General features: G+C 40.9%; 19 protein-coding genes, 1 tRNA gene and 1 pseudogene. 11 read left to right on the top strand and 10 right to left on the bottom strand.

The genetic code is table 11. From position 1 onward, the window contains the following. Window positions 1-2: 2 nt before the first annotated feature. Window positions 3-1,049 (bottom strand): ABC transporter substrate-binding protein, encoded by a 1,047-nt coding sequence (locus L0B70_RS01235; protein ID WP_235142510.1) that lies wholly within the window; start codon window positions 1,047-1,049, stop codon window positions 3-5. A gap of 46 nt (window positions 1,050-1,095) precedes the next feature. On the opposite strand from L0B70_RS01235, the gene L0B70_RS01240 reads away from it, so the two are divergent. After that, window positions 1,096-1,169 (top strand) — tRNA-Arg (locus L0B70_RS01240). A gap of 30 nt (window positions 1,170-1,199) precedes the next feature. Here L0B70_RS01240 and prmA read toward each other — a convergent pair. The 3 genes from prmA to L0B70_RS01255 all read right to left on the bottom strand — a co-directional run bounded on the left by prmA (window position 1,200) and on the right by L0B70_RS01255 (window position 4,539). Further along, complete coding sequence (prmA, locus tag L0B70_RS01245) at window positions 1,200-2,027, bottom strand: 50S ribosomal protein L11 methyltransferase (RefSeq protein WP_235142511.1); 828 nt, start codon at window positions 2,025-2,027, stop codon at window positions 1,200-1,202. A gap of 278 nt (window positions 2,028-2,305) precedes the next feature. Then, window positions 2,306-3,301: a glycosyltransferase family 2 protein gene (locus L0B70_RS01250; protein ID WP_235143540.1), complete on the bottom strand. Its 996-nt coding sequence runs from the start codon at window positions 3,299-3,301 to the stop codon at window positions 2,306-2,308. 74 nt (window positions 3,302-3,375) lie between these two features. After that, on the bottom strand, window positions 3,376-4,539 hold the full coding sequence (locus tag L0B70_RS01255; RefSeq protein ID WP_235142512.1) for a class I SAM-dependent RNA methyltransferase: 1,164 nt from the start codon (window positions 4,537-4,539) through the stop codon (window positions 3,376-3,378). Between the two features lie 89 nt (window positions 4,540-4,628). Here L0B70_RS01255 and L0B70_RS01260 point away from each other — a divergent pair, with 89 nt between their 5' ends. Beyond that, on the top strand, window positions 4,629-5,375 hold the full coding sequence (locus L0B70_RS01260; RefSeq protein ID WP_235142513.1) for a class I SAM-dependent methyltransferase: 747 nt from the start codon (window positions 4,629-4,631) through the stop codon (window positions 5,373-5,375). A 12-nt stretch (window positions 5,376-5,387) separates the two neighbouring features. Next, window positions 5,388-6,080, top strand: coding sequence for a ZIP family metal transporter (locus tag L0B70_RS01265; protein ID WP_235142514.1), 693 nt, complete (start codon window positions 5,388-5,390; stop codon window positions 6,078-6,080). A 59-nt stretch (window positions 6,081-6,139) separates the two neighbouring features. On the opposite strand, the gene L0B70_RS01270 is transcribed toward L0B70_RS01265, so the two are convergent. Then, complete coding sequence (locus L0B70_RS01270; RefSeq protein ID WP_235142515.1) at window positions 6,140-7,537, bottom strand: OmpP1/FadL family transporter; 1,398 nt, start codon at window positions 7,535-7,537, stop codon at window positions 6,140-6,142. Window positions 7,538-7,564: 27 nt separating this feature from the next. Next, entirely contained in the window at window positions 7,565-8,497 is a 933-nt protein-coding gene (locus tag L0B70_RS01275) for a prolyl-tRNA synthetase (protein WP_235142516.1), read from the bottom strand. A 153-nt stretch (window positions 8,498-8,650) separates the two neighbouring features. Here L0B70_RS01275 and proS point away from each other — a divergent pair, with 153 nt between their 5' ends. The 7 genes and pseudogenes from proS to L0B70_RS01310 all read left to right on the top strand — a co-directional run bounded on the left by proS (window position 8,651) and on the right by L0B70_RS01310 (window position 16,492). Then, a complete protein-coding gene (proS, locus tag L0B70_RS01280; RefSeq protein ID WP_235142517.1) occupies window positions 8,651-10,126 on the top strand; it encodes a proline--tRNA ligase in 1,476 nt (491 codons plus the stop codon). Window positions 10,127-10,249: 123 nt separating this feature from the next. Continuing rightward, window positions 10,250-11,542, top strand: a complete 1,293-nt coding sequence (locus tag L0B70_RS01285; RefSeq protein WP_235142518.1) for an OmpA family protein — start codon at window positions 10,250-10,252, stop codon at window positions 11,540-11,542. 111 nt (window positions 11,543-11,653) lie between these two features. Next, window positions 11,654-12,991 carry an Nramp family divalent metal transporter gene (locus L0B70_RS01290; protein WP_235142519.1) on the top strand — a complete coding sequence of 446 codons (1,338 nt, stop codon included), beginning with the start codon at window positions 11,654-11,656 and terminating at the stop codon, window positions 12,989-12,991. Further along, complete coding sequence (locus L0B70_RS01295) at window positions 12,988-13,731, top strand: transporter (RefSeq protein WP_235142520.1); 744 nt, start codon at window positions 12,988-12,990, stop codon at window positions 13,729-13,731. Before L0B70_RS01290 ends, L0B70_RS01295 begins: the two co-directional genes overlap by 4 nt. Before the next feature lie 77 nt (window positions 13,732-13,808). Continuing rightward, window positions 13,809-14,348 (top strand): nucleotide exchange factor GrpE, encoded by a 540-nt coding sequence (locus L0B70_RS01300; protein WP_235142521.1) that lies wholly within the window; start codon window positions 13,809-13,811, stop codon window positions 14,346-14,348. 70 nt (window positions 14,349-14,418) lie between these two features. Next, a pseudogene (gene dnaJ / locus L0B70_RS01305) lies at window positions 14,419-15,532 on the top strand (molecular chaperone DnaJ). Between the two features lie 99 nt (window positions 15,533-15,631). Beyond that, window positions 15,632-16,492, top strand: a complete 861-nt coding sequence (locus L0B70_RS01310) for an alpha/beta hydrolase (RefSeq protein WP_235142522.1) — start codon at window positions 15,632-15,634, stop codon at window positions 16,490-16,492. Here L0B70_RS01310 and L0B70_RS01315 read toward each other — a convergent pair. Next, the gene (locus tag L0B70_RS01315; protein WP_235142523.1) at window positions 16,485-17,162 is read right to left on the bottom strand and encodes a DedA family protein; all 678 of its coding nucleotides are present in this window, start codon (window positions 17,160-17,162) and stop codon (window positions 16,485-16,487) included. The genes L0B70_RS01310 and L0B70_RS01315 overlap by 8 nt on opposite strands. A 63-nt stretch (window positions 17,163-17,225) precedes the next feature. Further along, window positions 17,226-18,338: a peptide chain release factor 2 gene (gene prfB, locus L0B70_RS01320; protein WP_235142524.1), complete on the bottom strand. Its 1,113-nt coding sequence runs from the start codon at window positions 18,336-18,338 to the stop codon at window positions 17,226-17,228. Window positions 18,339-18,455: 117 nt separating this feature from the next. Between prfB and L0B70_RS01325 the strand changes: the two genes are divergently transcribed. Continuing rightward, complete coding sequence (locus L0B70_RS01325) at window positions 18,456-18,932, top strand: thermonuclease family protein (RefSeq protein ID WP_235142525.1); 477 nt, start codon at window positions 18,456-18,458, stop codon at window positions 18,930-18,932. A 167-nt stretch (window positions 18,933-19,099) separates the two neighbouring features. Here the strand turns inward: L0B70_RS01325 and glgP are convergent, their stop codons facing one another. After that, entirely contained in the window at window positions 19,100-20,755 is a 1,656-nt protein-coding gene (glgP, locus tag L0B70_RS01330) for an alpha-glucan family phosphorylase (protein ID WP_235142526.1), read from the bottom strand. A gap of 88 nt (window positions 20,756-20,843) precedes the next feature. Further along, entirely contained in the window at window positions 20,844-21,680 is an 837-nt protein-coding gene (locus L0B70_RS01335; protein WP_235142527.1) for a DUF3667 domain-containing protein, read from the bottom strand. Window positions 21,681-21,749: the final 69 nt, after the last annotated feature.

Below are 21,749 nucleotides of genomic sequence, written 5' to 3' on the forward strand. Positions count from 1 at the left end.
TTTTACTTCAGTTCCTTCAGATATGTTAAATTATAATTGGGCAGAAGTTCGGAATGAAAAATTTTGATATAATCTTTCAGCACAAGATCAGCACGCACGACGCCGCTTTCAAAATAATCATTGGATTTTGCCCTTTCTTTTCCCGTCACCGTGTACAATTTGCCTTTGTTGAAGATGTTCATTTTGGTATAATTGGGATTAATTTGAAGAAGTTCTTTTTTGGCCTGATGGTTTCCCACGTTAATCCAGTATTCCGCATGTTGAGCTTTGGCATACACTTCTTCGAAACTCATAGGAACAGCTTTAGACTCGGGATTTTCTGAATTGATATATTTTCCGTTGGCATCAGCGATGAATTGGGCAAGATTTGTTTTTCCGCCCGGCAGAAACCATTGGTTGCCGTACATTTCATTGGCTAAGACAACGGGTTTAGATTTGGATTTTGAAGCCAAATTTTTTAAGGAATCGTAACTATTTTGAATTGTAGTGAAGCTTTCTTCTGCCCTTTCTTTTGCGTTAAAGAGTTTGCCGAACACCAGTAGGTATTTTGATTTTTCCAGCGGATCCTGCTCCAGGTATTCGTCCAGGAAAATAATTTCGATGCCGTTTTTTCGGATCAGATCATACGTATTGTCGAAGCTGGCGATGTAATTCGTAAAAATAACATCGGGTTGTAAAGCAAGGATTTTTTCCAGATCATATTTCTGCTCGTTGCCGACATTTTGAATTTTTTCATCATCGATTAACTGATGAATTTTATTAGAGAAAACGTATTCGGGACTCGATATTCCGATGATGGTACTTTCCAAACCCAATTCCGTAAAATAACCGACCAAACTCGCGTTGAGAAGAATGACTTTTTTATAAGGCAATTTTGAAGTCGGAATGTCGTTCGTAAATTTCCCGGATTTAAGTTGCAGAAGGTTGCCCTCGCTTTTGTACTGAACATTTTGAGAAATTTTTTCCCAGTTTGTCTGGACCGGATGATTTTCCTTTTTGCAGGAAAAAAGAATAAAAAACGATAAAAAAGTAAAAAAAGTAAGTTTCATTTTTGAAGGGAATAAAAAAGTGTTATATTTGCAGACCTAAAAAAAAGGCCTCGTGGCGCAACTGAATAGCGCACTTGATTACGGCTCAAGAGGTTACTGGTTTGAATCCAGTCGAGGTCACAAAAATCTTGCGTTTCGCAAGATTTTTTTTTATTTCTCCAAAAGCAGCGAAACCCATTCCTCACGTTGCAGTTTCTTCTTTAACGTTAATTTTTGCGCCGTGCAGACCTCCAGAATATCGTCGACATCGAAAAAGCACAAGCCGGAAAGAAGAAGTTTTCCACCCTCATTCAGCACCGAAACGTAAGTTGGAATGTCGGAAATCAAAATATTGCGGTTGATGTTGGCTAAAATAATATCGAAATTCTCTGAGCCTAAATTCTCGGCCGTGCCTTGTGAAATTTCAAGTTTTACGTTATTTCGCGCGGCGTTTTCGATTGAATTTTCTACAGACCATTCGTCAATATCGATGGCGACGGTTTTTCCCGCGCCCTGTTGTTTCGCAAAAATGGCCAGAACGGAAGTTCCGCAACCCATGTCGAGAACGGATTTATTTTGAAAATCCAGATCGAGCATTTGCTGGATCATGAGATAAGTTGTGGCGTGGTGGCCGGTTCCGAAAGACATTTTCGGCTGAATAATTATTTCGTGCGGCAGATTTTGATTTTCGTGGAATTCGGCGCGGATGGAAACTTTGCCTTCAATGTTGATGGGCGAAAAGTTTTTTTCCCACTCTTCATTCCAGTTGATGTTGGGCATTTCCTGAAAAGAATAGGAAATCTTAATGTCGGGATTTTGGAGAAGATGCAGTGCTTTAAGATCTTCTTCTTTGAATAAATCTTTCTGAATGTAGGCTAAAATCCCGTCGTGTTCCTCCGTAAAACTGTCGAAACCGATTTCGATGAGTTCTGCCATCAAAATTTCGTTCCAGGGTTGAAGAGGCTCTATTTTAAAATTAAATTCGAGGTATTTGTTCATGCTTGTCTTTTGTGCAAAAATAGGATTTTAAAAGTTGTTTTACCCACTGCTTCAGTTTCTACTGATATATGATTTCTTTCTTTTTGACTTAAAATTTCATTTGGTGGGTTTTCGCCCGCGGATTCCAAAGATTTTCCCGGATGGTTGTGGTTTTAGCGGGCGTTGCTTTTTAAAACGAACTGCGCCCCGACCTGAGTGGAGCTCTTTTGCCGAAGCGCAGCGCAGGCAAAAAAGCGGGAACGAAGGGCGGAAATGTGCGCCCAAAAAAAAATCAGGGTTTATGAAAAATGCGACGGAAAGGCGTCTTCGGGTTTTTGCCGGAAAATATTGAGTAAAATCCAGGATTTCAGGAAGCCGTATCCGTAGGAAAACATCTGTATATAGGTGGAAATAATGGCCATCGCAGCGATGCTGATGTTCCTGGTTTGCGCCAGCGCGTGGAAAAAAACACTGAAGGTATAAAGGCCGTAAAATCCTAAAATGAGGCCCTTTTGGTAGAGAAAATATTCTAAAAATCCCAGGACGTAGCCGAGTAAAAAAAGAGAGGGAAAGGCGAATGAAATCTTAACGTATTTTGGATGGCGCTGGTTTAAAATGGGTCGCGCGCACCCGAACTGATAGACCTGTCTGGAAAACTTACCAAAATCTACGCGCCGCTTATGAAAGACCCCAATATCATCGAAAAATGCCGTCGTGAAGCCGTTCTCCCAAAGTTTCATGGAAAGATCGGGATCTTCGCCAATGCGCATTTCGGAGAAGCCGCCCACTTTCTCGAAGGCGGCTCTCCGCACGCCCATGTTGAAACTGCGCGGCTGAAATTTGGTTACGGCTTTTTTGCTACCGCGGATGCCGCCCGTGGTAAAAACGGAGGTCATGGAATAGGATATGGCTTTCTGCATGAGGTTGAAACCTTTGTGCGCTTTGTCGGCGCCACCAAAAGCGTCGCAGGGAATTGCCGCAAGGTTTTTTCTGATGTTTTGAATATAATCGCTTTCTACGATCACATCGGAATCGACGAAAACAAGCCAGTCGTTTTTTGCTCTGCGGGCACCATAGTTTCGGGATAAGCCGGGACCGGAATTATCTTTCCGGAAAAATTCGATGTTTAGACTTTGCTGAAACAGGTCCGCGGTCGGCCTTAAGTTGATTATGGAACCATCGTCGACAATAATCACCTCGAAATCTTTATCGGTTTGTCGCGATAAGGAATTAAGCAATTCGAAAAGTTCTTCTTTCCGGTTGTAAATGGCGATGATGACGGAGATGGTACTCAATTCGATGATATGTTGATTTGAAGATGTGATGATTTGCCTGAATTTTGAAATTAGCACATCAACATATTAGCAAATTATTTATTTTCAAGTTTATGAATTTTCTTCGTGCCTTCATACATTTCATACTGCATAAAACGGCATTCCAATTTTCCGTTGTAGAGTTTTATTTTTCGCGACGGCCGCAAACCGATCTTTTTCATAGAATCCAGGTCGGAAGAAATAAGCCAGGCTAAAGTGTTGGGATAATTTTTCTTGAAGGTGTCGCCTATCTTTTTGTAGAATTCGTCGTCATTAATTTCAATTCTTTCGTCGTAAGGCGGATTGAAAACCATGAGCAGCGGAAACAATTCTTTTTTAGAGTCGAAAAAATCCTGCGTTTTCACTTCGATAACATCTGCCATATCTGCGGCTTCAATATTGATTCGCGAGGCGTGAAGCATGTCGGAATCGATGTCGTAACCCACAATTTTTCCGGTGAATTCGCGAACGCGGTTCAACCGCACTTCCTTGATGGTGTTGAATAGTTCTGCATCGTAATTCAGCCAGTTTTGGAAGCCAAAATTCCGGCGGAAGGTTTGGGCGGGCAAATCCATGGCAATCATGGCGGCTTCAATCAGCAATGTGCCAGATCCGCACATGGGATCGAGGAAATTCCCTTTTCCGTCCCAACCTGCAAGCTGGAGCATTCCGGACGCAAGAACTTCGTTGATTGGCGCTTCGCCCTGCTCTTTTCTGTACCCTCTTTTAAATAAAGGATCGCCGGAAGAATCGAGGGAAATGGTAACAAGTTCGCGGTCAATATGAAGATGAAATTTAACGTCGGGGTTCTGCGTATCGACGCTGGGTCTTTTTCTAAATTTGAAATTGAAATAATCCGCAATCGCGTCTTTCATTTTCAAAGAAATAAATTGCGAATGGTTAAATCTTTCGGAATAAATCGTCGTATCAATGGCGAAAGTCTGGTTCACCGTCATGTATTCATCCCACGGAAAAGCAAAAAGTTTATCGTAAAAACGATTCTCATCCCAGGCTTTAAAGGTGAGCAGCGGCACAAGAATTTTCAGCGCAGTACGGGCAGAATAATTTATTTTATAAAGAAAACCCAGATCGCCTTCACAGTTAACGGCGCGGTTTTTCACTTCGACGTTGGCGCCGCCAAGTTTCCGAATTTCCTCTGCTAAAATTTCCTCGAGGCCGAAAAATGTCTTGATCTGTATTTTTAAGTTGTCTGTATCCATAGTCTGGTATTGGTTTTCTGCATTTGTGGTGCAAAAAAGCTGTTTGTAAGTTGTTCAGTTATTTCCGCAAATTTAGTTATTTTTGCACAATGGCATGGTTCGAAACTTGGTTTGATACTCCTTATTATCACATTCTCTATAAAGACAGAGATTTTGCAGAAGCAGAAAAATTTATCACCTTATTAATCAATCATTTAAACATTCCGAAAGATTCAAAAATAATCGACCTCGCCTGCGGAAAAGGACGGCATTCCGTTTATCTGAATGAAATGGGCTATGATGTTTTGGGACTGGATTTATCCAAAGAAAGTATTTTGCACAACAAACCGTTGGAAAATTCGACGCTGAAATTTAAAGTTCACGATATGCGACAGGAGATTTTTCCACAAATCTCGGCAGAAAAAGTGGAAGGTGTTTTCAATCTCTTTACAAGTTTTGGCTATTTTGATGATGAAAATGACGACCGAAAGGTTTTTCAATCCATTTCAAATGTAGTAAAAGAGGAAGGTTATTTTGTTTTGGATTTTCTAAATGCTAAAAAAGTGGAGAACACCCTAGTTCCGGAATATACCACGACGAAAAGTGACATAGATTTTCACATTAAAAAACGAATTGAAGACCAAAACATCATCAAGGATATTAACTTTGCGGATCGGGGCAGGAAATATCATTTTTTTGAGAAAGTTAAACTCCACACTTTAGAAGAAATTGCTGCTTATGGCGATGAATTTGGTTTCGAGAGCATTCAGGTTTTTGGCAATTATCAACTGGAAGCCTTCGACCTGGAAAATTCGCCGCGCTGCATCACCGTTTTCCGAAAAAAACATTCAGTATAAAAAAGAAGGATTATGATTATTACCTTATTGATTTTGAGCGTTTTGATCGGCGTTTCCCTCGGGAAATATTTGGGTGGGCGCGAGAAATTCGCAAAAAACCTCTTGATCGTTAGTGCCGGATTTCTTATCACCATCTGTTTAAATGAGGTTTTTCCAGAAGTGTATTCGGGAGAAAATCATAATATTGGGCTGTGGGTTATTGGCGGTGTTTTGCTGCAAATGTTGCTCGAAAATTTAACGAAAGGTTTTGAACACGGCCACTTTCATCATCATACGGAAGGGAAAAATATCCTTCCGCTGGCTTTAATGGTGGGACTTTTCATCCATGCATTTCTGGAGGGAATTCCTCTTGCCAACGAAGAGGAAATTTTAACGCCTTATCTCACGGGAATTCTTGTACACAATATTCCAATTTCCTTTATCCTGGGTGCGTTTTTGGTGAAAAATAACAAATTTTCCGCGTCTTCTGTTTTAATTATCGCAATTTTCGCCTTAGCATCGCCCTTTGGATTGGTGCTGGGTAAATATTTTAATCCTAATCTGGAAGTTTATTTTCTGGCTTTAGTAGGAGGAATTTTTCTTCACATCTCTTCCGTAATCATCTTCGAAAGCAATAAAAATCACAATGTAGACTGGAAAAAAATGGGTTTGGTTACGTTGGGCGTTTTGCTGGCCATGACAAGCCATCTCTTTCATCAGCATTAAAAAACATCGCATAAAAAAACTCCGAATTTCTTCGGAGCTTTTTTTGATGCTTTTGAAAATTAAAATTTCCAGCCTAAAGTGATAAAGAAATTATCTTTCTTGTTTTTAACATTCGATACGATGGCTGCATCTGAATTGACGATATACTGATTCGAAAAATACCCTGTATTTGCATCGGATGAACCTTGTAAAAATGGGCTCTTATATTCTGAACTTACGTTTTGGTACGCGGCATCAATATAAAATGATTTAAAATCATATCCAATCCCGGCACCAATAGTATTACTTTTGCCGGCATATAGATTGTCGTATGTGCTGTTTGACGAAGCACCACTGTCTGAAACGGAATTAATACCGGCGGCATCAAACGGATTTGAAGAGAAGCCGTAACCACCTCTCAAACGAAAATCGCTGAATCTGTATTCTGCGCCGACTTTAACCTCTGAAATATTTTTTGAACTGTCAGAGAAAAAGTTATTCAATTCAGTTTCGGCAGGGCCGTATACTTTGTATTTGGATTTCGTAATTCCTAACGTATAATCAACGTTGATCGCAAAATTTTTACTGGCAACATATGCAGCACTCACAGTAGCTTTCATCGGTGAAGAAAGTCTGCGGTCTTCAGTATAAGTGCCATCCACAGGATTTTCGTATTCGCTGTAAATGCGGGAAATATTCCACCAGGTAGGTGTTTCAAGGGATGCGCCTAACCTGAATTCAGGACTAATTTTTCCGATAATCCCAACCGACGCAGAAAATCCACTGGAAGATTCGGAGAACGGTGTATACTGCTTGTTGTAAGTATCTGTATTATTGGAATTATCCGTAAACGCCGCGGTATCATACTGGTCTAAAACTGCATTGTGAAAGTTTAAACCTGCCCCTACATAAATTCTGTTATCGTAATTTCCACCTACACCGATTTGGGTTTTAGATAGATTACCGAAACGATTGTAGGCGTGTCCTGCAAAGGAAAGTTCATCCAAAAGAACACCATCCGCATCGTTAATTTCATAAATAATATTATTACCTGGAGTTTCCGAATAATCATCCAACGATTTATTAGAATAATTAACGGCTACATTGACAAATTTCCAGGCTGACGACGGATTCATTTGGAAGGCAGCGATTCCGCCCGTGTTTCCCAAATCGGTATTATTTATTTTATAATCAAGCGTTTTACCCGCGTAAGAGGTCGTATTTTTGTTGCTTTCGATAAATAATGTACCCGAAACCTCACTTGCAATACTAACTCCGATTCCCGCCGGATTCGAGTTTAAGACCGACGCGTCCCCTCCTAGCGCACCAATGGAACCAGCCATCGCATTGAATTTGGAAGAACCGTTTATTGATGAATTTGAATAAACCTCCGTTGTGTTTTTAATGGTTGAAACGTCTTGTGCATTCGCAAAATAAGCAACAGATAAGCTTAAAACCGTTAAAGAATTTTTGATCATTTTCTATAATTGTATAAAGTTTTAATATTATCTTCTAAACCCGCCGCCGCCTGAAGATCTGGTTGAACCTGAGTTTGTTGATCCCCCGCTGTTAAAGCCGCCACCAGAACCACCGGATCTAAAGCCACCATTATCATAGCTTCGGGTTCTTGGTTGCTCGTAACGTGGGGTCATTTGTCTCGGACTTGTTTGTCTGGGTTGAGAATCAGTTCTAAAACGAGGCTCTGTACTTCTTTGCGGCGTATTATAGCGTGGGTTGGACTGACTGTTCATTCGTGGATTATCACTTCTAAAGCCCGAGTTTGTGGTATTCGAATTTCTCACACTTGAACTTTTTGATGAATTTCTAAACGCCCCATCACTGCCGCTTCTTTTATAATTGAAACCTCCGTTATACGTGTTGTAACCATTTCCGTTGTAGCTTCCATAGTAAGGATTATATCCGTAATAAGGATTATAACCATAATAAGGATTGTAGCTGTAATAAGGGCTATAATATCCATAAGGGCTGTAATATCCGTACCATGAATTGTAACCCCAAGGATCATAAAGTCCGTACCCAAAAGGAGATCCCCATCCAAAAGTCATCCCGAAACCAAAGCCGGAGTAAAATCCATAAGGATATCCCCAGAAATCATTGTAATACGTATCGGTGCCAGTGTAATTTCCCCAGTCAGAATTTTGATTGTCATTCCAGTTCTGATTCCTGTTGTTAGAGTTTAGATATTTGTTATCACTGTCTGTCGCCTGATAATCATAATAATCCCCTACTCGGTTTCCGCTGTTCATGGCAACGCCTTCCGGTAAAGTATCAGTGTTCGGATCATAATAAACTCCGTCTGTCTCGCTGTAACCTCCCATTTGAGCGCCGCAGGACATTAGCAGTAAACCGCCTGCGATTGCTAAAACCTTGGTAGATGTAAGCGAATTAAGTAAATTTTTATAAGTAATTTTTTCCATGATAGGTGAAAAGTTTAAATTGATTTATATTTGCAATTGTTACCAAAATTATACCATTAACATTGTATAAATTTTGAGTAAAATTAAGCATTTTAGATTAGATTCAAAGCGCAGGTATAAGTTAAATCAATACGAAAAAAAATAAAAAATAGCATGGCAAAATTGACCTCAAGAGCTGAAGATTATAGCAAATGGTATAATGAACTGGTAGTAAAAGCGGATCTGGCAGAAAATTCCGGGGTGCGGGGCTGCATGGTAATCAAGCCATACGGATATGCCATCTGGGAAAAAATGCGCGATGAAATGGATAGAAAATTTAAAGAAACCGGTCACGAAAATGCTTACTTCCCAATCTTTATCCCAAAAAGTCTGTTTGAAGCCGAAGAAAAAAATGCCGAAGGTTTTGCAAAAGAATGTGCTGTTGTAACCCATTACCGTTTAAAATCCGATCCGGATAACCCGGGGAAACTAATCGTTGATCCCGATGCGAAACTGGAAGAAGAGCTAATTGTTCGTCCAACGTCGGAAGCTATTATATGGAACACCTACAAAAACTGGGTGCAGTCTTACCGTGATTTGCCAATCTTAATCAACCAGTGGGCAAATGTAGTTAGGTGGGAAATGAGAACGCGCTTATTTCTGCGAACGGCAGAATTTCTTTGGCAGGAAGGCCACACCGCTCATGCAACGAAAGCGGAGGCCGTAGAGGAAACCGAAAAAATGATTAACGTTTATGCAGAATTTGCCGAAAATTTTATGGCAATTCCAGTGATTCGGGGAACCAAAACCGAATCAGAAAGATTTGCCGGAGCCGACGAAACGTACTGTATTGAAGCACTCATGCAGGATGGGAAAGCCCTTCAGGCGGGAACATCTCACTTTTTAGGGCAAAATTTTGGTAAAGCTTTCGATGTTAAATTCACGAATAAAGAAGGTAAAATAGAGCACGCCTGGGGAACCTCCTGGGGAACTTCCACCCGTTTGATCGGTGGCTTAATTATGACGCATTCTGACGATCTGGGTCTCGTTTTGCCGCCAAGTTTAGCACCAATTCAGGTGGTAATTGTCCCCATTTTTAAAGGCGACGAGCAATTTGAACAGGTGAGTAAAGTCGCAGTCGACCTTCAAACTAAATTAAAAGCTAAAGGAATTTCAGTAAAGTACGACAACAAAACCGAAAATAAGCCCGGTTGGAAGTTTGCGGAGTATGAATTAAAAGGCGTACCAATCCGTGTCGCCATTGGCGCGAGAGATTTGGAAAATGGCACGGTCGAAATTGCCAGACGTGATAATCTCACGAAGGAAACTCAGCCTTTGGAAAATATTGAGGTTTATATTGAAAATCTTCTTCAGACGATACAAAAAGATATTTACCAGAAAGCGCTTGATTATCGTGATCAACACATTACCGAAGTAGATTCGTACGAAGAATTTAAAAAAGTTCTGGAAGAAAAAGGCGGCTTTATTTCTGCCCACTGGGACGGAACTGCGGAAGAAGAGGAAAAGATCAAGAATGAAACAAAAGCAACCATCCGCTGTATTCCGTTAGATAATATACAGGAAGAAGGTATTTCTCTAATCTCCGGTAAAACTTCAAAACAGCGCGTCATTTTCGCGAAGGCATATTAATAAAATTACAAGGTTTCCGTTGCATTAAAAACGTTAATTTAAATATAAATAAGGTTATATCTTTATTTGTGGACAAATATTTGTATACATTTATTATTAAGTTAAACTTTTAAATAAACTATTATGTCACTAAACATCATCGACCTTATCAAAGGACAGTTGGGTCCTGCTCTCGTATCCCAGGCTGCATCGCAGTTAGGCGAAAGCGAATCTGCGATTTCAAAAGCAATCAGTGGATTACTTCCTGCCGTAGTAGGCGGATTAGCGAACAACGCAGATAAACCAGGAGTTTTAGATTCCATTACAGGCGCTACCTCCGGTGGGATACTTGGAAATTTATTAGGGGATGCCTCTAACAATCCCATGATTTCAACTGTTCTAGCTTCCATTTTTGGCGACAAGATTGGAGGATTAGTTAATTCGGTCTCAAGTTTTGCGGGCGTGAGTAATTCATCATCCAATTCATTGTTGAACATGGTTGCTGGTGCAGCTTTAGGATCGATCGGAAAATATGCTGCCGACAACAAGTTGGGTAATGATGGCGTGAAAAATCTTTTAGAAGATCAGAAAGGAATTGTTTCCACCTTAATGCCCGCAGGGTTATCCTTGGCCTCCTTAGGTTTAGGAAGCATGGGAAGCACAAGCATGGATGTTCCGACGGAAAATGTAAAAGTAACATCTTACGACGAGCCTAAAATTGAAGTGAACAGAGGCGGCAATACCCATGTAAATGTCGATAAAGTTGATGATGCCGACGGCGCCGGTTCCATTTGGAAATGGTTGTTACCACTTCTTTTACTCGCGTTGGCAGCTTGGTTTCTTTGGAAACAATGTAACAAACCCGCGGACACCACAACTACAATGACTGATTCTACGGCAATGATGACCGATTCCGCAGCAGTAACAGCTCCCGTAGATTCAGCGATGATGAATACGACTAAAACAGACGAAGATATCGATTTGAATGGTACTGCAATTAAAGGTTATAAAGGTGGAATGGAAGATTCCATGATTTCTTTTCTGAAATCCGGAGCCTACGCCAATGCCGCAGACGATGCTGCCTTGAAAGATAATTGGTACACATTCGATAAAGTTAATTTCAAAATGGGTTCTTCTACGGATTTGGAAGCAGCTTCCCAAGGTCAGTTGGATAATTTATTGGCGATTTTAAAAGCCTATCCAGAAGCGAAGATCAAAATCGGAGGATATACCGATAAAGTTGGCGACGAGGCTGCGAATGTGAAGTTATCCGGCGAAAGAGCGGAGTACATCAAAAAATGGTTATCAGACAAAGGTGTTGGCGCACAGGTTTTAGGTGCTGAAGGGTACGGAAGCAAATTCGCTACCGTTGATGCTTCAGCTTCCGATGCTGAAAGAGCGATTGATAGAAAGATGGCTGTAAGATTTGCTAAATAATCTTTTAAACATTATACCAAATCCCGACTGACGTCGGGATTTTTTTTAGAAAAATTTGCGCATTAGATTAATTTATCTACATTTGTTAGAGTAATCTAACATTCAACAATTATGACTTCAAAATTCCTTTCAAAAGGTTGGAGAAAGGAACGATCTTCCAATTCGCTGCCCGAAGTTTTTTCCAGTATTAACATCCCAAAAGACGCCGGCTTCTGGCGAAAATTAATGGCTTTCGCAGGTCCGGGATTAATGGTGGCCGTGGGCTATATGGATCCCGGCAACTGGGCGACCGACATTGCGGGTGGTGCACGTTTCGGCTATACGCTCCTCTCTGTTATTTTAATTTCAAATCTTTTTGCCATCGTACTTCAGCATCTTTCTCTTAAATTGGGAATCGTTGCGGAACGGGATCTGGCGCAAGCCTGCCGGGATCATTTTAATCCAACCACAAATTTCATTCTATGGATTTTCTGTGAAATCGCCATTGCAGCCTGCGATCTCGCCGAAGTTATCGGTTCCGCCATTGCATTAAATCTGCTTTTTGGCATTCCTTTAACGTGGGGAGTGGTCATCACTATTGTCGATGTTTTTATCATTCTATTTCTTCAGGCAAAAGGCTTCCGCGTCATCGAAAGTATCGTCGCCGGTCTCATTATTGTGATTTTCGGGTGTTTTGCCTACGAAATTATTTTAAGCAAACCAGATGTATTCCCGATTCTTGCAGGGCTGGTTCCGCAAAAAGAAGTCGTTACTAATCCGGCCATGCTTTACATTGGGATCGGTATCCTTGGCGCCACAGTGATGCCGCACAATTTGTACCTGCACAGCAGCATCGTGCAAACAAGAAATTACGACCGCACAACCGAAGGTAAAAAAGAAGCCATTAAATTTGCTACGATAGACAGCACCGTTTCCCTGTTTCTGGCCTTTTTTATCAACGCGGCCATACTAATTGTTGCAGCAGCCACTTTTCACACCACGGGAAACCAAGATGTCGCCGACATTCACGATGCGCATAAAATGCTGGCTCCTATTCTGGGAACAACCTTCGCCAGCATATTCTTCGCAGTAGCCTTACTGGCTTCCGGACAAAACTCTACCCTAACCGGAACTTTGGCGGGACAAATTGTAATGGAAGGTTTTCTGAATATCCGTTTAAAACCTTGGTTGAGAAGGCTTATAACAAGACTTATCGCCGTAATCCCGGCATTGATTGTAACTATAATTTATGGGGAAAAAGGCACTACAGATTTGCTCGTTTTAAGTCAGGTTATTCTTTCCATGCAGTTAAGTTTTGCTGTAATTCCACTCGTCATGTTTACGGGATCTAAACTGAAAATGGGCGAATTTGTAAATAAACTGTGGCTAAAAATTATGGTATGGATTATTGCCGGCATCATCCTAATTTTAAATTTGTACCTTCTTGTTGAAACATTTTTCCCTTCATGAAAAAAATCATAGCAATCCTGCTTCTCGCTTCTTACGGTCTATTTTCAGCGCAGGAAAATATAGAAACGGACCGCCCGGATCAAACAGAATCGGCTGCGCTTGTTCCGAAAAACTATCTTCAAATAGAAAGTGGATTTCTCTATGAAAAAGAAAACGGTGGTGAGAATTTCTCCCATCCAACCATCAATTGGCGGTATGGCGTGAACGATTTTTTTGAAGTTCATTTGGTTACAGAATTCGTAACTGAACACTTTCCCACAGAAAAATCATCAGGTCTTTCGCCCCTTACTTTCGGGCTGAAAGTTAAACTTACAGAGGAAACAAAAGTGCTTCCCAAGATATCCTTTCTCGCGAACTTGCAGACAAGCAAATGGGGTTCAAAAAACTTTCAGACCCCTCATTTAGCTCCCAGTTTCCGCTTCTTATTCCAGAAGACAGTATCCGACAGACTACAACTTGGCTATAATTTAGGTGCAGAATGGAATGGTGAAACTCCCGACGCCGACGGAATTTACACTCTTTCACTCGCTTACGCACTCACAGAAAAGCTTGGGAGCTTTGCAGAGGTTTACGGTTTTATCAATAAGTATGAAAAAGCCGATCACCGCTTTGACGGCGGTTTAACCTATTTAATGACTAAAGATTTGCAGGCCGATCTTTCTGCAGGTATGGGTCTTTCCAAAATATCTCCCGAATATTTTATTTCCGCCGGAATCTCTTACCGTTTTCCTTTAAAATAAACGTTTCTCTGCCGAATTGTCCTAAAATTTTCTTTGGCAAAATCTTTGCCAACTGATGAATATTAAAATAAAATATTATGTCAGAAAATCAGGATATACAGGATGACAAGCTGAATTCGCAGGAAGAATTCACCGAAAACCTTGGCAATGAAAGTGAAGAAACTATGACAGCGGGACCTACGCCGGAAGAACTTTTGGCAGACGAAAAAGACCGTTATATGCGTCTCTTTGCCGAATTTGAAAACTATAAAAAAAGAACGTCCAAAGAAAAAATGGAGTTTTTCCAGTACGCCAATCAGGATATGATGATCTCGATGCTGGGTGTTTTGGATGATTTCGAAAGAGCTTTAAAAGAGATCGCCAAAAACGGCAACGAAGCCGACTTGCAGGGAGTAGAACTGATTTATCAAAAATTTAAAAATAAACTTATCGAAAAAGGACTGAAAGCAATGGAAGTAAATGCCGGCGACGATTTCAATGTAGATTTTCACGAAGCCATTACGCAGATTCCCTCGCCTTCACCGGAGTTGAAAGGTAAAATTGTAGATGTTATCGAAAGTGGATATTTGTTACAGGACAAAGTGATTCGTTTCGCAAAAGTGGTTACCGGAAACTAAAATTTTAATAATAAAAGATAATTGATGATGCATTAATTATCTTTTATCATTTATCAATCATAAAAGGAAAATGTCAAAAAAAGATTATTACGAAGTTTTAGAGATCTCTAAATCTGCCTCGCCCGAGGAAATAAAGAAAGCATACCGAAAAATGGCCATTAAGTTTCACCCCGATAAAAATCCGGGAGACAGTGTGGCGGAGGAGAAATTTAAGGAGGCAGCCGAAGCTTACGAAGTCCTGAGCGACGATAATAAAAAAGCCCGGTACGACCAGTATGGACATGCCGGAATGAGCGGTGCCGGTGGCGGCTTTGGCGGTGGTGGATTCGGTGGCGGAATGAATATGGATGATATTTTCAGCCAGTTCGGAGATATTTTCGGCGGTCATTTTGGTGGCGGCGGCGGTGCTCAAAGACAGCAGATGCGCGGCACCAATCTGCGGGTTAGAATTAAACTGAATCTTGATGATATGGTTAATGGCACGCAGAAAACCATCAAAGTAAAAAAATGAAACTGGCGCCCGGCGCAACTTCAAAAACGTGCTCTACCTGTAACGGAACCGGTGTTCAGGTAAAAGTAATGAATACCATGTTTGGGCAAATGCAGACGCAGACGCACTGTTCAACCTGTCAGGGAATCGGTAAAGTGGCCGATAAAATTCCGGCCGGCGCAAATGCGCAGGGTTTAATTAAAGAGGATGAAGAAGTAACAATTAATATTCCGGCGGGTGCACGAGAGGGCATTCAGCTTAACGTTCGCGGGAAAGGAAATGATGCGCCTTTCGGCGGAACTCCCGGAGATTTGCTCGTGGTAGTTGAAGAGGAAGTAGATGGAACCATTAAACGGGAAGGCGATAACCTGCATCAGGAATTGTATGTCTCTTTTGCGGAAGCCGCTTTGGGTACCAAAAAGAAATTCCTACCGTGGGTGGAAAAGTGAAAATTAAAGTGGACGCGGGAACGCAGTCCGGCAAAATTCTCCGTCTTTCGGGCAAAGGCTTGCCAAGCATCGATAATTATGGAAAAGGTGACATGTTTGTTCACATTAATGTTTGGACGCCTCAAAACCTTACACCTTCTCAAAAAGAGTTTTTCGAAAACCAAATAAAAAACGGCGAAATGCTGGCCGAGCCTTCCGGAAAAGAAAAAACCTTCTTCGATAAAGTTCGGGACCTGTTCAACTAAAAAATTAAAAGAGACTTTTCGGAGTCTCTTTTTTATTTAAAGCACACAAACTCCTAAGTGCTGATACGCTTTTGGCATCGATTTAATATCTATTTAGTTATGAAGAAACTCCTTTTGAATTACCATTTCTGGGCCGTGAGCATTCTCGGACTCATCGTCAATTCCTGTTCCACAAAATATAAAGCCGTCGAAGAAAACGGCGCCAAAAAACTTTATAACGTTAAGTACGGCGACCACCAACAGCAGCGGATGGATGTTTTTTTACCGGCGCAGTACGCTGCAGAAAGTCCTGTTGTAATGATTGTGCATGGCGGCGGATGGAAGTTCGGCCGCAAGGAACATTTAAAAATGATTCAGAATTTTTTATTTAAAAATAATATTCCAAGCATCAACATTGATTATCGCTTGCTTAAAAAAGACGTGTTGTACCGCGAGCAGGTGGAAGACATTTCGAAAGCAGTTGCAAAAAGTAATGAAATGGCCGCGAGTTGGGCAATAAAACCTAATAACTATGTTTTGCTGGGCGAAAGTGCCGGCGGACATTTAGCACTTCTTTACGGCTATCAAAACCCGCAGGCCATCAAGAAACTTATCTCGCTGAGCGGACCGACCGATTTTTATTCGGAAAGATATCAAAGCAGTTCCTATTACAAGCGGTCCAAAGGTATTTTTCAGAAAGTAGTTGGTGATACCTACGAAAATAATGTAGAAGCTTTCAAAGCGGCAAGTCCATTGAATCACGTTTCTAATATTCCGACGCTTATTTTTCAGGGTGACCGGGATTTTCTTGTCAATAAAAACCAAGGTTTGGCGCTGGATTCTGTACTTACATCAAAAAAAATTCCTCATAAATTGGTATTTATGAAGAATTCCGGTCATGTACCGAGATTTGTAAAACGCAAACGCGATTTAATTATTTTCCCTAATATTTTATCATTTATCCATAAGGATATTAACTAGTTCTTTCGGGCTTTTTTTTGCCGAAGAAAAACTTCAGCACCAAAGGCAAGGTGGTAATTAAAACGATTACGAGAATAATCATTTCTAAATGCTTTTTCAAATCGATGCCAAATTGCTCAATAAAAAGTTTATCCAGATAATGGCCCGCAAAGATGAGGATGAAGGACCATAAAAATGCCCCGATCACATTATCGATGAAGAATCTTTTTTTATCCATTTTCACAATACCCGCGACAATTGGCGTAAATGTTCTGACGATGGGTAAAAAACGCGCCATAATTACTGCCAAAGCCCCATGATCTTCGAAAAAATCGTGCGCCTGAAATAAATATTTCTTTTTGAAGAAAAATGAATCTTCTCTTTTATAAAGTGCCGGACCCGCTTTTAAACCAAACCAATACCCAACCTCGTTCCCAATAATGGCCGCAAGCGCAACTGCAGTTGCTAAAATGGTGGTATCTAAAAAATCGCTGCCCGTGGAACCGAAAGTTTCTTTCATAATTTCTACTGCATAAATCCCGGAGACAAACAGCAAGCTGTCACCCGGCAGAAAAAAACCGACGAATAAGCCGGTTTCAGCAAAAATAATGAACAAAATGAGCCAAAAACCGCCCATCTGTATATAAAATTCTGGATTCAACAGATCCTTCCAACTTTCAAAATGTCCCATATTCGCAAAGATAATAAAAGCCCGGTTTTGTAAAGATTATTAATTTGTTAAAGTTTGCCAAACTTACAGCGCAAAGTCATCATCTGTAACCGCGGTGCCGTCACCCATTAGAAAGGCTTTCAGGAAAGGAGTCAAATCACCATTCATTACGCCATCAACATCTGAAGTTTCGTACCCCGACCGCACATCTTTTACGAGTTTATACGGATGCATCACATAATTTCGGATTTGGCTGCCCCACTCAATTTTCATCTTGCCGGCTTCAATTTCGTTCCGGGCCTTCATGCGTTCTGCCAGTTCCATTTCATACAAACGGGATTTAAGCAACTGCATGGCTTTCTCCTTATTTTGAAGTTGCGAGCGCGATTCCGAATTCTCGATAATAATTCCCGAAGGCGCGTGGCGAAGACGAACTGCCGTTTCCACCTTATTTACATTTTGTCCGCCTGCACCGCTGGATCGCATGGTTTCAAAAGAAATATCGGCGGGATTAATATTAATTTCGATAGTATCATCAACCAAAGGATATACATAAACCGAGACAAAACTCGTATGGCGTTTCGCGTTCGAATCGAAAGGCGAAATTCTCACCAAACGGTGCACGCCATTTTCTCCACGTAAATATCCGAAGGCAAATTCACCATCAATTTCTAACGTCACCGTCTTAACACCTGCAACCTCGCCTTCCTGATAATTCAGTTCGCGCAATTTGTAGCCCTGCTTTTCTGCCCACATGGTGTACATTCTCATCAGCATCGCGGCCCAGTCGCAGGATTCTGTTCCGCCGGCGCCGGCAGTAATTTGAAGAACTGCAGAAAGTTCATCGCCTTCATTCGACAACATATTTTTGAACTCCAGATCATCCATTTTTTCCAGAAGAAGAGGAAATGACGTTTCGAGTTCTTTTTCGGACTCCGGATCTTCCTTCGCGAAATCAAGGAGCACCTGAATATCTTCAAACCGCGTGAAAATCTCCTCATAATCATTCACCCATTTTTTCTTGGAGCGCAATTGCTTCATGAAAATTTCGGCTTCCTTCGGATGGTCCCAAAATTCCGGAGATAACGTTTTTTCTTCGTCATTGCTGATTTCGATCTGCTTTTTCTCGATTTGCAAAAACTTATATAAATCCTGAATTCGGGACTGTGCTTCTTTAATTTGGTCGCTGTTAATCATACGTTCGCAAAAATACGGAAATTTTTCTTCAACAAAAATCGATTTCAGGCAGGGCAAGTGAATTTTTTAAGTTGAATAAAGCAGTGAAAATTGCCGTATTTAAGGTATTTTTGCCCCATGCAGATTCGCTTTTATTCCTTTTTTCTTTTTCTTTTTTTCTTAAATTTTAAAGCCCAGATTAGCGGTAAGTTCTATCCCGTCTATCGTGTTGTTGATGGCGATACCTTTGTAATTTTGGCAGAAAACAATACAAAACTTAAGATCAGGTTTATTGGGATCGATGCGCCCGAAAGTCGAAATGTCGGTAAAAAGAAGCGGGTTGAGATTTTTGGGATTGAAGCAAAAGCGCATTTACAAAAATATCTTTCTCGCAAAAAAGTGCGTTTGGAGTTCGATATTCAGAAGGTCGATCGGTATGGCAGAACGCTGGCTTACGTCTATCTGGAAAACGGCGTTTTTGTAAATAACGATCTGGTGAAAAAAGGCTATGCGAGCGTCGCTACTTTCCCGCCGAACGTCAAGTTTGTGCATCAGTTTCGGAAAGCTGAAGCAAAAGCGCGAGCAAATAAATTGGGCTTATGGAAGCATTATTGAACTAAATCTGCGAATATTTCCCAAGTTTTGGCGCGAAAAATCGATCCGGTATAAACGAACGATATTTTTCAACCTGCCGCTGAACAGTTTTGCCGAACGTTGACGCAGAAGATAAAAATCCAGGAATTTGCATTCCCGGATTGTGTTCATGTTTTCATTAAAAGAATTTACAGATAAATCTGCTTGTAGTATTCATCTGCCATTCGATCGCTGTTGAATTTCACTTTTACATCATCCATCGCGGTTTGCTGAATTTTTCGCCATTGGTCGGGATTGTCGTAATAAGTGGGAAGAATCTCATTTTCCAGGACATTGTAAAGATTTTCAAGATCAAAATTATCCTGGTCGTACACACTGCTATTATCGTAATCGGCGAGTGGCGTCACAAATGCGTTAATACCGTTTTTCGCGAACTCCGGAATCCAGCCATCGTCCGTCGAAAGATTGACGGAGCCGCACATTGCAGCCGTCATGCCCGACGTTCCCGAAGCTTCCCGCGGAACTCTCGGGTTGTTTAACCAAAGATCGGAACCTTGCTTCATCGCTTTGCTTAATGCCAGTTCATAACCCGTAAGCACCGCCATATTTTTATAGTTTTTGCTCTCTTCTACCAACGTATTGAAGGTTGAAATCGCCGAATAATCCATAGGATAAGGTTTTCCAGCCCAAATTATCTGCACGGGATATTTCGGATTATTTAAAAGTTTTCCGAATCTTTCTTTATCGTGAAGAAGCAAATCTGCCCTTTTGTAGCCGGCAAATCTGCGCGCCCAAACAATGGTGAACACATTTGGATCGAATAAATTTCCGGTCTGATCAGCCACGATTTTGAACATTTTCTGTTTCAAGTGTTTCTTGCGGAAGTCGAAAAGCGTGGCATCGTTTTCATCCTTCGCGTCGTACAAAGGTTTATCTGCCCAATATTTAAATTCCTGCGCGTTGGTGATGGCTTTTATTTCGCAGATTTTGGAATATTTGCTCCACATTTTTCGCGAAACTTCGCCATGAAGTTGAGAAACGCCGTTTGCCACTCTCGCCATTCGTAAAGCGCAGAGCGAGTGATTGAAGCGGTCGTCCTCTACGCCTTCGATGGTTTTTACTTCTTCAATCGTTAAACCTGAAAAGTATGACATATCATGACACATCACAATATCGTGCTTTTCATTTCCGGCTTCTTCAGGGGTGTGCGTGGTGAAAACCAATTTTTCCTTTACTTTTTCGAGGTCGCCCCCAAATTTATTCAGCAGATAAAATGCGGCGGGAAGTCCGTGTGCTTCATTTAAATGATAAACGTCTCTTTCGAGATTCATCACGTCCAATAATTTTGCGCCACCTTTTCCAAGCAAAATATACTGCGCAATTTTCGTCGATTCGTTCGAGTCGTAAAGACGGTGGGAAATTGTTTTTGAAATATGATCATTTTCGGGCACGTCTGTGGAAAGAAAAAACATAGGCGCAGTCTGAAAAATATCGGGATCCAAATAATATACTTTTACCCACACCGGCGCGGAATGGATGTCAATTTGAAATTTAATTCCGGTATCTTCGAGAAAACTGTACATCTTTTTCGTCCACGTAGGCTGTAATGTTTGATCGTGATTGCGGGCCTGATCATAATATCCGAATTTCCAAAGAATGCCGATGCCTATTAAGTCCTGCTTCAGGTTGAACGCACTTCTCATATGGGAACCTGCAAGAAATCCCAGACCCCCGGAATAAATTTTCAGGGCCTGATCAATGGCAAATTCCATGGAAAAATAAGCTACTCTTTTATCGTATTCGGGGTTGATGCCGAAAGGCACCTTAAAATTTTTAAAATCCATTGTAAGGTTACTTAATGTAAGGCGCAAAGATAAATATTTTAATTCCCGGAGGAAATTATTAAAGTTTATTTTGCGACGACTGCTTGGCTTATAATTTTTGCATTACCGTCGGGATAATGCTTTCGTATCCATACAATAAAATTCCAACTGCAGTAATAACAATAATCGCCAAAATGATGTAAATCATGGAAAAAAAGTAGCTAAGAAAAATAGACCAAAACGTCCTCAGCGTTACGTACCATTTACCACGCTCGTTAAAGAATTCGACCAGAGAAATAGTAACCATCGCCCAGCAGATCATATAAAAAAGAAAGGTAAAATCTCCCACAAAATGGTTGAGAAAAATAAAGAAAATATAAACCGTTAAGCACTGTCCCGCCAGATAGAGAAGGATGACCAGCCATTCCGGATAATTGCATTTGTATTTGCGGAAGCCTAAATAGAAACCCAGCGCGGCAATGGGCAGCATTAATAAAATGGTAAAGGCAAGATGGCTGCCCAGCCATTCGAAAATATGCCGAAAATATGCGATCAGCCCCCGAAAGTCGATATATTTTGAATATTCTGTCTTTGCCAGGTTGCTTTCTACGAGTTGATCTTGTGTTTTTTCCGGTTTGTGATTCAAAGAAAATTGTATCAGTGCGCAAATCGAACCTAAAATGATCACAAAAAGCATCGGCGGAAAGTGCGGCTTTCTTTTACCTTCTAAATACTCGCGTAAAGTGTGGCCCGGGCGGGAAAAAAGTTCTTTTATCGTAAACAGAATTCCGTTGTCTACATGAAAAATCCCGTGTTGAACTTCGTGGATCAGAAAATGAAAATTAATACGGTGCGTATCGGCTTTCTGCCCGCAGGAATGACAAAATTTTTGACGCAAAAGCAAATGCTGCTTGCAGTTTTTGCAGTATTCGGAATTATTTCGCATGGCAGTCGTTTTATCAAATTTATTAAAATTCGATATTAATTCTGTTTTAATTTTGAAATAAAATCAATT

The sequence above is a fragment of the Kaistella sp. 97-N-M2 genome, from assembly GCF_021513235.1.
Taxonomy (GTDB): Bacteria; Bacteroidota; Bacteroidia; order Flavobacteriales; family Weeksellaceae; genus Kaistella.